12 protein-coding genes are annotated in these 11,543 nt (G+C 46.5%); 1 reads left to right on the top strand and 11 read right to left on the bottom strand.

All coding sequences use genetic code 11. The annotated features are described in order from the left end of the window. The first annotated feature begins 209 nt into the window (after positions 1-209). Positions 210-1,010 carry a cytochrome C assembly family protein gene (locus tag ACFODX_RS06950; RefSeq protein ID WP_378117447.1) on the top strand — a complete coding sequence of 267 codons (801 nt, stop codon included), beginning with the start codon at positions 210-212 and terminating at the stop codon, positions 1,008-1,010. A 43-nt stretch (positions 1,011-1,053) separates the two neighbouring features. Here ACFODX_RS06950 and ACFODX_RS06945 read toward each other — a convergent pair whose 3' ends face one another. The 11 genes from ACFODX_RS06945 to plsX form a co-directional block, all read right to left on the bottom strand. Continuing rightward, positions 1,054-1,365 carry a hypothetical protein gene (locus tag ACFODX_RS06945; RefSeq protein ID WP_378117445.1) on the bottom strand — a complete coding sequence of 104 codons (312 nt, stop codon included), beginning with the start codon at positions 1,363-1,365 and terminating at the stop codon, positions 1,054-1,056. An 8-nt stretch (positions 1,366-1,373) separates the two neighbouring features. Further along, the gene (locus ACFODX_RS06940) at positions 1,374-1,580 is read right to left on the bottom strand and encodes a hypothetical protein (protein WP_378117443.1); all 207 of its coding nucleotides are present in this window, start codon (positions 1,578-1,580) and stop codon (positions 1,374-1,376) included. A 35-nt stretch (positions 1,581-1,615) separates the two neighbouring features. Continuing rightward, positions 1,616-3,016 (bottom strand): cysteine--tRNA ligase, encoded by a 1,401-nt coding sequence (gene cysS / locus ACFODX_RS06935; RefSeq protein ID WP_378117441.1) that lies wholly within the window; start codon positions 3,014-3,016, stop codon positions 1,616-1,618. Between the two features lies 1 nt (position 3,017). Then, positions 3,018-4,739, bottom strand: a complete 1,722-nt coding sequence (locus ACFODX_RS06930; protein ID WP_378117439.1) for a glutamine--tRNA ligase/YqeY domain fusion protein — start codon at positions 4,737-4,739, stop codon at positions 3,018-3,020. Positions 4,740-4,901: 162 nt separating this feature from the next. Next, on the bottom strand, positions 4,902-5,960 hold the full coding sequence (gene mltG / locus ACFODX_RS06925) for an endolytic transglycosylase MltG (protein ID WP_378117437.1): 1,059 nt from the start codon (positions 5,958-5,960) through the stop codon (positions 4,902-4,904). Positions 5,961-5,974: 14 nt separating this feature from the next. Beyond that, on the bottom strand, positions 5,975-6,850 hold the full coding sequence (gene pabC / locus ACFODX_RS06920) for an aminodeoxychorismate lyase (RefSeq protein ID WP_378117435.1): 876 nt from the start codon (positions 6,848-6,850) through the stop codon (positions 5,975-5,977). 71 nt (positions 6,851-6,921) lie between these two features. Then, positions 6,922-8,163: a beta-ketoacyl-ACP synthase II gene (gene fabF, locus ACFODX_RS06915; RefSeq protein WP_378117432.1), complete on the bottom strand. Its 1,242-nt coding sequence runs from the start codon at positions 8,161-8,163 to the stop codon at positions 6,922-6,924. A gap of 196 nt (positions 8,164-8,359) precedes the next feature. Further along, positions 8,360-8,596, bottom strand: coding sequence for an acyl carrier protein (gene acpP, locus ACFODX_RS06910; protein WP_007640684.1), 237 nt, complete (start codon positions 8,594-8,596; stop codon positions 8,360-8,362). Between the two features lie 190 nt (positions 8,597-8,786). Then, positions 8,787-9,530, bottom strand: coding sequence for a 3-oxoacyl-ACP reductase FabG (fabG, locus tag ACFODX_RS06905; protein ID WP_378118119.1), 744 nt, complete (start codon positions 9,528-9,530; stop codon positions 8,787-8,789). A 38-nt stretch (positions 9,531-9,568) separates the two neighbouring features. Further along, entirely contained in the window at positions 9,569-10,507 is a 939-nt protein-coding gene (gene fabD, locus ACFODX_RS06900; RefSeq protein ID WP_378117430.1) for an ACP S-malonyltransferase, read from the bottom strand. Positions 10,508-10,514: 7 nt separating this feature from the next. Beyond that, entirely contained in the window at positions 10,515-11,540 is a 1,026-nt protein-coding gene (gene plsX, locus ACFODX_RS06895; RefSeq protein WP_378117428.1) for a phosphate acyltransferase PlsX, read from the bottom strand. Positions 11,541-11,543 lie beyond the last annotated feature (3 nt).

Here is an 11,543-nt window from a genome sequence, read left to right as displayed (position 1 = left end):
CAAAAGCTACTGCACCCTTCAAAAAAGTGACGGCGATTATACCCCCAAAGCCGGTGCAAAGGGGCAAGCTCCGGCAGAATGAATAGGCACCTCATACCCATTCTATTGGATAGGTATGTTTCTCATTTACCCTTCTCTTTGGAAAATCCTTGTGACACACTGCAGCCCTGAATTAGCATTTCCCGCCCTTACGGATAAGCCTTATCAAAATGATCACACTTAGCGCCAACCTGATCGCTCTGCTTATATATCTTGTTGCTGCCGTGTATTTCGGCCGTCAATTTATACGCCAACAGGCGCTCCAGCCCCGGCTTCTACTGAAAGTGACAAGCCTCGCCTTGATCGCGCATGGCATCGGGATTTATGGACTGAGTATTAAGGGTGAAGGCTTTAATCTCAGCCTTTTTTCTGCCTCGTCACTTATCTTTTGGGTTATCAACCTAACCGTACTCTGCAGCAGCCTTAAAAAAGCTTCCCACAACTTATTCTTACTGCTCTTTCCGCTTTCAGCACTTTCAGTGCTAGCAACATTGATGGGGCACCCACAAGAAACTCAACAAGCGCTGAGCTTTTCTATTGCTATTCATATAGTGCTGTCTTTGCTCGCTTACAGTTTAATGACCATTGCCAGTTTGCAAGCACTACTGCTGGCTTATCAAAATCGTTCATTAAAAAGCAAACAGCTAACAACAAGCTCTCGTTTATTTCCACCGCTACAAACCATGGAAGCACTGCTGTTTGAATTCTTGTGGGTTGGTGAAGTGTTGCTAACACTGGCAATAGCATCAGGTTTTTATTTTTTGGAGGATATGTTTGCCCAGCATCTTGCCCATAAAACCATTTTTGCTTTGATTGCCTGGTTCATTTACGCCTTGTTATTGTGGGGCAGATATCAGTTAGGCTGGCGCGGGACAAAGGCTATTCGTTGGACTCTGGCAGGGTTTGTTTGCCTAATGTTGGCTTACTTTGGCAGTAAACTAGTGCTTGAAGTGATATTGAACAGGGTATGAATAAAGACAGGCAATCCCAGTGGGGAATTGCCTGTTATAGAACTTAGTGTTTGCCTGTCTCGGAATCCTCTGGCGATTCATCCGGTTGCGCAGCAACTGTATTAGGCGCGCTACTCTTAACATCGGCATCCGACCGAACATCAGTATCTGACCTGGCCATTAACCAGCGTAAAAGCAGACCGCAAAGCGCCGCAAATGCAATCAGCCCACCTAGCAAGACAACAATAATCAACAAGTATTTTGCCAAATCGCTCCAGCGTAGACCCCAACCGTAAACCGCTAGCATCAAAAAGCAAAAGCCAGCCAAAAGGTTCACACCTAAACCGCGTTGACTCAGTAGTTTGCGTAGTTTCATATCAATATTTATTGCTGCAAAGCGAAGGTGTTGATAAGCAGATAAGCGCCGCTAAACCCCAGCAAAGCAACAACTTTAACCGCCAAACTTTTGCGCACCGGCGACCAAGCCTGAAAAAAGGGGTGCTTCGACACTAACAGCTGCACGAGCAAATAAACAATCAAAAATCCGATTGCCCAGTGCAGCGCGTATTCGTTTACCAAGGGTTCACTCATCATCTAACCTGTGTTAATCAACTAACCTGTTTTAATCAAACGGTTTCGCGGCGCCATAAGGTGGTGCCATCGCGTGAATCTTCCAGCACCACACCCGCAGCCAACAACTGCTGGCGTATTTCATCGGCACGGGCATATTGTTTGTCTTTTTTGGCTTGGATGCGCTCAGCAATTAATTGCTCGACGGTTTCTGCTGCAATTTGATCTGCTGCGCCTGCTTGTAAAAACACTTCCGGATTTTCCTGCAACACACCCAGAATCGAACCCAGCGCTTTTAATTCACCCGCCAGCTGTCTGGCGAGTTGTTGGTCGCTTTTGGCGTTGTTCAAATCGCGCACCAAATCAAACATACCCGCCAAAGCAACACGCGTATTGAAGTCATCATTCATGGCTTCTACAAAAGCGTGGTAATACGCACTGTCGGCCATTTCAGCTAAGGGTGCTGGTGCCACATCAGCATAGTTACGTAGCGCGCCATAAAAACGCTCTAGCCCTGTCCTTGCCTCAATCAGATTATCTTCCGCATAGTTAATGGGACTGCGGTAATGGCTGCTGACCAATAAAAAACGCACCACTTCCGGATGATATTTTTCCAGCACATCGCGGATAGTAAAAAAATTGCCCAGCGATTTGGACATCTTCTCGCCATCCACTCGCACCGCACCGGCATGCATCCAATAATTGACATATTTGCAACCATTGGCCGCTTCACTTTGCGCAATTTCATTTTCATGATGCGGGAAGGGCAAGTCGGGGCCGCCGCCGTGAATGTCAAAGGTTTCCCCGCAGCAGTTTTTACTCATTGCTGAACATTCAATATGCCAGCCCGGACGACCATTTCCCCAAGGCGATTGCCATGCCGGCTCACCCTGTTTTGCAGCTTTCCAAAGCACAAAATCACGCGGATCTTCTTTAACTTCATCCACCTCGATACGTGCACCTACTAATAATTCATCAACATTTTTATTAGTCAGTTTGCCGTAATCAGCGAAGCGCGTTACGCGGTAATACACATCACCATTACTCGCTGCATAAGCAAAACCTTTATCGATCAAGGTTTTGTTCATATCAACAATTTGATCAATATAGGCTGTTGCACGCGGCTCAATATCGGGACGCGCGATACCCAAACGCGTTTCATCTTCATGCATAAAATCAATGAAGCGTTTGGTTAGCGCATCAAATTCTTCGCCATTCTCATTGGCACGCTTGATAATTTTGTCATCTATATCGGTAATATTGCGCACATAGGTGACATCCCAACCCTGACTGCGAAGAAACTTAGTAATTACATCAAAGGCGACAAGCACCCGTGCATGACCAATATGGCAATAGTCATATACGGTAATACCGCAGACATACATAGAAATTTTACCGGGATGAATCGGCTTAAAAATTTCTTTCTGACGGGTGAGTGTGTTGTATATCTGCAGCATGTTATTCCTGATCTTCCGTTTTGCCGAAGCTGTCTTTTAAGCTGATGGTGCGATTGAATACGAGTTTATTGGCAGTACTGTATTTGCTGTCCAAGCAAAAATAGCCCTGACGCTCAAATTGAAAACTCTTGCCAAGCTGTGCACTTGCCAAACTCACTTCTGCTTTACAGCCCTGCAGTATTTCCAGACTATTGGGGTTAATGCTCTCAAGGAAATTTTTACCACCAGCATCCGGGGCTTCATCGTTGAATAGACGGTTATACAAACGCACCTCGCAATCCAGATTATTGGTTGCAGATACCCAGTGAATAACACCTTTTGGTTTTACACCATCTTCAGGGTCTTTACCCAAAGTGCCTTCAATAATACGCGCGCGAACTTCTACTATATTGCCAGCAGCATCTTTAATGGCTTCATCAGCTTCAATCACATAAGCACCACGCAAGCGCACACGCTTACCGGTTACCAAACGCTTATATTTTTTGTTGGCCTCTTCACGGAAATCATCTTGTTCAATAAAAACCGTTTGCGTGAAAGGAATGGTGCGATCACCCAAATCAGCACGATTAGGATGATTGTGCACACTTAAGGTTTCCTCTTGCTCCACCGGATAATTCGTGAGCGTAACTTTGAGCGGTTTGAGTACACACATCGCACGGGGCGCGTTTTTATCCAAATCGTCACGCACACAAAATTCCAACACACCTACATCGACAATACCGTCTGAGCGAGTCACACCGATGCGCTCACAAAAATCACGCAATGCGGTGGGCGTAAAGCCACGGCGACGCATACCAGAAATGGTGGGCATACGCGGATCATTCCAACCATCCACATGGTTTTCATCAACCAGTTGCTTTAACTTGCGCTTGCTGGTGACCGAATAGTTAATATTCAAGCGCGCAAATTCGTACTGACGCGGTACGGCAGGAACCGGCAAATGTTGAATAAACCAATCATAGAGCGGTTTATGGTCTTCAAATTCCAAAGTGCAAATCGAGTGAGTGATACCCTCAATAGCATCACTTTGCCCATGCGCAAAATCATAAGAAGGATAAATGCACCACTTATCACCCGTTTGATGATGATGAGCTTTTTTGATGCGATAAATAATAGGGTCGCGCAGGTTAATATTGGGCGACGACATATCAATTTTAGCGCGCAGCGAACAAGCACCTTCCTCAAATTCACCGGCGCGCATTTTTTCAAATAGCGCCAGGTTTTCTTCAACACTACGGTCGCGATAGGGACTGTTTTTGCCTGGCTCGATTAGGGTGCCACGGTATTCACGCATTTGCTCGGCGCTTAAATCACACACAAAGGCTAGGCCATTTTTAATGAGGTGAACCGCCCAGGCATAAAGCTGATCAAAATAATCCGAGGTGTAGCGCACCTCACCATTCCATTTAAAACCCAACCACTCCACATCCGCTTTAATTGAGTTGACGAATTCTTCACTCTCTTTTTCTGGATTGGTATCGTCAAAACGCAAATTGCACGCGCCGCCAAATTCCTCTGCCATGCCAAAATTCAGACAGATAGATTTTGCATGACCTATGTGTAAGTAGCCGTTAGGCTCAGGCGGAAAGCGGGTAACAATTTTTTGATGTATACCCTGCTCCAGATCTTTGCGAATAATTTGCTGAATAAAATGCAAAGGTTTGGTTTTAACGTCGGCTGTAGTCGCGTCGCCAGTATTGGCCGCCATAGAATGGTCGCTCATGGAATAACAAATCCGTCAAAGGTGAGATCGTGGGTCAAGGACAGTGAAAATCAGGAATTACACGGCTAAAGTTGTGTGCCGCTCGTGCTGCGTGCATTGTACTGGCTCAACTGTATTTTTCATACCGCATCACCAGCAGCAATCCAGGGAAGACATACCCAACTAATTCGCTGGCGGTGGGGCGGAGCGGTAATCGCTTCGGCGCTGTAATTGATAACGTCGCACAGCTTGATTGTGCTCGGCCAGTGTTTCTGAGAATTCACTGGTTCCATCACCCTTGGCAACAAAATAAAGCGCTTTACCCGGCGCCGGATTTAACGCAGCTCTAATTGACGCCTCACTGGGTAGAGAAATAGGTGTCGGCGGCAAGCCTTGAATGACATAAGTGTTGTAAATAGTTGCCTCTTCCAAGTCAGCACGACGAATACGCCCCTGATAACGTTCGCCCATGCCATAAATCACTGTAGGGTCAGTTTGTAATTTCATACCCTGCTGCAGACGCCGCACAAAAACTCCAGCAATTTGATCCCTTTCGCTATGATGCCCCGTTTCTCGCTCAATAATAGAGGCCATGATTAAGGCTTCGTAAGCAGACTTGTAGGGCAAATTGGGCGCTCGTTTTTCCCACTCAGCATTTAATACCGCCAGCATTTTCTGGTATCCGCCCTGCACTATTTCTATATCGCTCGTATTTCGGCTAAATGTATAGGTATCTGGGAAAATCCATCCCTCCAAGCGGTTTACCGGAATATTTAACAACTTGATTTGTTCAGCCTCCGTCTTGCCAACCAGGTGCTGTTCGACGGCATCTACTTTTGACAAAGCGGCCAGCGCCTGGCGATAAGTCCACCCCTCCACAAAAGTAACCTGATGCAAAACCACATCACCTTTGACCAGCTTTTCCAACAATATTTTTGGTGTTGTGCCCTTGGGGAAAAAGTATTCGCCCGCATGAATTTTGTTCAGGTCCGTGATACGCGCGTACAACCGCAGTAATCGTGGATGATCTATGACCTGTTCGCGCTCGAGAGCATATGCCAAATGCCCCAGTGATTGACCGGGTTTTAGCTCATAGCTATAGCCTTGATCAGAAATTGTAAGTGGAGTCGACAACCACTTCTCGATGTACATCCATGCAGACAATGCCGAAACCAATCCGGCAAAATAGATACCTATCGCAAAACATAACAACTTGATACTGAGAGAAACTTTTCTGGTCATAGTGAAGAGCTTTATCAATCTACAATTGCAAGAGACTTTTCCAGCAGTTTTTGTAACTGGCGCGCTACTCTGGGTGACAAAAAACAAGTATCGACAATTTTTGTTTCCCTATCGTCAACTAAACGATTAACCGGCCAGATACCGTAAATACTGTTACAAAGAAATAACTCATCTGCTGCACGAACAAAATCCAGACTCATTTTGGTTATCGTTACATCAAGCGACAAGGTGGGGGCTAGTTGCTCGATGATCATACGCCGCATAACACCTGCAACACCGCAATCTGCTAAATCTGCAGTGAATAACTGACCGTCTCTAACAACAAAAAGATTGCTTACAGTTGCCTCTATAACAGCCCCCGCAGTATCCAACAAAAGTCCTTCTGCATATTCATCCTGCCATTCCGCGCGTGCAAGTATTTGCTCCAAGCGATTCAGATGTTTCATGCCTGCCAGGGCAGGATTAATAGATAAGCGCTGGTGACAGATTCTGACATCGACCCCCTCCTGATAGTTGCGCGTTCGCAAGGGTTCAGCAGGAAAAACTCCTATGCAACAAGTCGGTTCCACATTTGCAAAGGCACGGTATCCGCGCCCCCCCACACCACGGGTGAGCTGTATTTTCACAACCGCAGTGTCAATCTGGGTGGATTTTAGTTTTGTCAATAAATCGACAAGGTGGGACGATAAAAATGGTTCATCAAATCTAATTTTTAATCGCTCAGCACTCGCAAGCAGGCGATCCTTATGCAAATGCCAAAGGGGAATTTCACCTGATTGGTAACGGCATGTTTCAAACAAGCCATCGCCATAGGTAAAACCGCGATCCAACGGAGAGATGGCTGCACCAATAACGCCGTTGACACTAAAAAATGGGAGTTCTATTGACATAGCGAGCAGTCTATACAAAAACGCCGGACTGTCTCCAGTCCGGCGTAAGCTTTTGCGGATAATCGAAGAATTTAAAGCTTTCGAAAGATCAAAGAGCCATTGGTGCCACCGAACCCAAACGAGTTAGATAAAACAGCGTCAATTTTACGCTCTTGTGCGGTATGCGGAACCAAATTCAAATCTGCACAGGATTCTTCAGGATTATCAAGATTGATTGTCGGTGGTGCAACCTGGTCACGAATAGCCAACACACTAAAAATAGCCTCCACCGCCCCTGCCGCACCCAGCAAATGACCGATCATGGATTTGGTTGAGCTTACGGCTACTTGCCCGGCTGCTGCCCCCATCACTGACTTAACAGCGGCGCATTCGGCTTTATCACCCGCAGGTGTCGATGTACCGTGAGCATTGATATAGTTGATTAATTCAGGGGAAATGCCAGCATCAAAAATAGCATTACGCATAGATGCTGCAGCGCCCGAACCGTCTTCTGGTGGTGAGGTCATGTGGTAGGCGTCGCCACTCATTCCAAAACCAATCAGCTCTGCATAAATTTTGGCTCCACGTTTTTTAGCGTGCTCGTATTCTTCCAATACCAGTACGCCGGCACCATCACCCAGTACAAAACCGTCGCGGTCTTTATCCCAAGGACGACTGGCTGCCTGTGGGTTGTCGTTACGGGTCGAAAGCGCGCGCGCTGCGGCAAAACCGCCAAGCCCCAGAGGGGTGGTAGCCATTTCTGCGCCGCCAGCAATCATCACATCGGCATCGCCGTATTGAATCATGCGCGCCGCAAAACCAATACTGTGGGTTCCGGTAGTACAGGCGGTAGTGATGGCAACATTCGGCCCACGCAAACCATACATGATCGATAAATTACCTGAAATCATATTAATGATTGCACTTGGCACAAAAAAGGGCGAAATACGACGAGGCCCCTTATGTTCGAGCGTTGAAGAACCCTCCTCAATGGTGCCTATGCCACCAATACCAGAACCTATGGATACGCCGATACGGCCAGCATTGGCTTCATTAATTTCAAGACCAGAATCGCGAATTGCCTGAATACCGGCAACCATTCCGTACTGAATGAAGGGATCCATCTTGCGCGCTTCTTTACCTGGGAAATAGTCATCTACCACCAGGTTTTTGACAGATGCGCTAAATTGGGTAGTAAATGCAGACGCATCAAAGTGCGCGATGGTGGCAACACCACTTTTACCGTTGACTATGCCATGCCAAGTGTCCGCAACGGTATTACCCAGGGAACTAATCATACCCAAACCAGTGACTACAACTCTTTTACGTGACACCTTTGCGATTCTCCAGCATGACAATAACGCCAAGTTAGTAACAAACTCTTCCAACAGTGCGTGGCTTTGCCGTGATTTAACTTGTTTTGTCCATCTGTCTCTTCAAACAAATAAACAGCTAAATAACAAAAAGAAAAAGCCGTACTATCTTTCAATAATACGGCCTTTATAAAACAGAAATCAGCAAATAGTCGAATTACGCCAGGTTGGCATTGATGTAATCGATAGCTAACTGAACAGTAGTGATTTTCTCAGCTTCTTCATCAGGGATTTCAGTTTCGAATTCTTCTTCGAGAGCCATTACCAACTCTACGGTATCCAAAGAATCAGCGCCCAGATCTTCGACGAAAGAAGCTTCGTTTTTAACTTCGTCTTCTTTCACACCCAGTTGCTCAGCAACGATCTTTTTTACGCGTTCTTCAATGCTACTCATGATGTTATGTAACTCCTAGTGGTTATGTATTCGAAACACCTGACATTTCAAACCAGGCTGATGAGTCTGGCGTTCCGCTCAAAATCGACGCGCATTTTACATCGATTTTGAGATTGTTGTAATGCCAAGTGCTAAAATTCTTTGAAAATCGCAAAATAATCTTTATAAAACAAAAGGTTAGAACATGCAATTAAGACATATACATGCCGCCGTTGACATGAATTGTCTCACCACTGATGTAGCCACCCGCATCACTTGCCAAAAAGACAACAACCGAAGCAATTTCTTCGGGCGCACCAAGGCGTCCCAGAGGTATACGTGACATCAGCTGTTGTTTCTGCTCTTCCGGCAGCACCTTGGTCATATCGGTATCGATAAAACCCGGAGCTACCGTATTAACGGTGATATTTCGCGAGCCTACCTCTGCAGCCAGAGAGCGAGCAAAACCAGAAACGCCTGCCTTAGTAGCAGCATAATTGGATTGACCGGGATTCCCCATAGCACCAACTACAGAACTAATGTTAATGATTCGCCCCCAGCGCGCTTTCATCATGCCGCGCAATACACCTTTACTCAGACGATAGATGGAGCTGAGATTGGTGTTAATAACATCAAACCATTCTTCATCACTCATGCGCATCAATAAATTATCTTTAGTGATGCCGGCATTGTTTACCAAAATCGCGGGCGCACCAAACTCATCTCCCACCTCTTTCAACAAAGTGGCTACTGAGTCTGCATCAGTAACATTTAACACTTTACCAGCACCACGAATTCCTAACTCGGAAAAACGCGCCGAAATTTTTTCTGCCCCGGATGTGCTGGTTGCAGTACCAATTACCACCGCTCCCGCCTTACCCAACTGCTCTGCAATGGCTGCCCCAATCCCGCGGCTCGCCCCTGTCACCAATGCAACTCTGTCATTCAAATTCATCATTGTATTTTCCTGAACCACAATAAAATTAATAAAAATTAGACCATTGCCAGCGCAGCGGTCAATTCATCAGGCTTTTCTACTGACACTGCATTTAATTGCGCATTAATGCGTTTATTCAGGCCAGATAAGACTTTTCCTGGGCCGCACTCCAAGGTCAATGAAACACCCCTCTCCGCAAGTGAGTTAACACACTCCACCCAGCGCACGGGACTAAAAATTTGTTCGATCATCAACGCCTTGATTTTTTCCGGATTCATTTCCGTTTCAGCGGTAACATTATGAACTACTGGAATTTGAGGCACAGAAAATTGCGTAGCAGTAATTTGCTCAGCCAGCCGCTCCGCAGCTGGGCGCATCAATTCAGTATGGAAAGGCGCACTCACAGGCAAAGGCAATGCGCGTTTTGCGCCCGCCTCTTTACATAAAGCACTAGCGCGCTCGACTGCAGCGGCAGCACCCGCAATAACCACTTGCCCAGGAGAGTTAAAGTTAACCGCCGCAACCACTTCGCCCTGCTCAGCCTTTTTACAAGCCTCTAAAATAAGTGCATCGTCCAGACCAATAATTGCTGCCATAGCGCCTTGCCCGGCAGGAACAGCTTCCTGCATAAATTTGCCACGCTGCTGCACCAATTTAACCGCATCCTTAAAAGCAACAACACCAGCACACACCAATGCGGACCACTCGCCCAAACTATGACCAGCCATAAATGCGGGTTGAGCGCCATGCTTTTCTTGCCAGACGCGGTAAATAGCAACACTGGCGGTTAGCAACAGCGGTTGAGTGCGCTCGGTCAGGTTGATCTCATCCTGAGTGCCACTCTGCACTAGAGACCAAAGGTCATAACCCAAAACATCCGAAGCCTCTGCAAAGGTTTGCTGCACAACCGGATACTCAGCAGCCAATTCCGCTAACATTCCAATCTTTTGCGAACCCTGACCAGGAAACACAAACGCAAGATGTTGACTTGTCATAGTTAATTTACTCTTCTCTTTTAGGAGGGATATTTAAATTAAATTTCTTTTCAATCAGCGCAGGAATTTGTTGGATAACCTGCTCACGAGCAACTGTTAGCGCCCTAAAAAAGGCTGCAGAATTGGCATTTCCGTGGCTTTTTATTACTGGCTTTTGCAACCCCAGTAAACTAGCGCCGTTATAAAATGATGGATCTAATTCGTCACGCATTTGGCGTAATAATGGCCAAGCGAGCATCGCCATAAACTTATTGAACAAATTTTTTTTTGCTGTTTTGGCTATTTTTTTTTGAATGAAACGCGCTACACCTTCGCTCGCTTTCAAGGCGATATTACCGTGAAAACCATCGCAGACGATAACGTCGACATCACCCGAAAAAATCGAGTTTGCCTCAACAAAACCTGAATAATTAATATCGGAATCAGCCGTCAGCAACTCCCGCGCCTGCTGCAACACCTCAGTGCCTTTTTGCTCCTCCGCACCAATATTCAGCAACGCAATGCGTGGCGACTCGAGCCCTTTGGCCTTAGCCAAGACACTCCCCATAACAGCAAATTGGTGTAGTTGCATGGGCGTGCAATTCACATTGGCACCCAAGTCCAGCATAAACGTCAGCCCCTTTTCTACTGGCATGGGCTTGCATATGGCCGGGCGATCCAATCCAGGGAATGATTTAACCAGAAATTTAGACATGGCAAGCAGCGCACCAGTGTTACCCGCACTCACACAAGCATCCGCCGCCCCATCGCGCAACCGAGTTAAGGACAACCACATTGACGAGTCTTTTTTGCGCCTCAATGCGTGGAGAGGGTCATCCCCCATGGCAACAATAGTCGCAGCATGATGAACCGAAATTCGACCAGACGAGATAGTTTTTGGGGAAATAAAGGGAAGTAACCGTGATTCATCGCCAACCAGCAGTACATCAACATCCTGGAAATGAGCGATAAAGTTTTGTGCAGCACAAATAGCAACGCGGGGACCTAAGTCCCCGCTCATAGCGTCAACCGCTATTCGAATTCTTGCCGACAAGGT

Source organism: Cellvibrio fontiphilus (assembly GCF_042646205.1).
In the GTDB taxonomy this organism is placed as follows: Bacteria; Pseudomonadota; Gammaproteobacteria; order Pseudomonadales; family Cellvibrionaceae; genus Cellvibrio; species Cellvibrio fontiphilus_A.
This window is presented reverse-complemented; position numbering and strand designations above follow the sequence as displayed.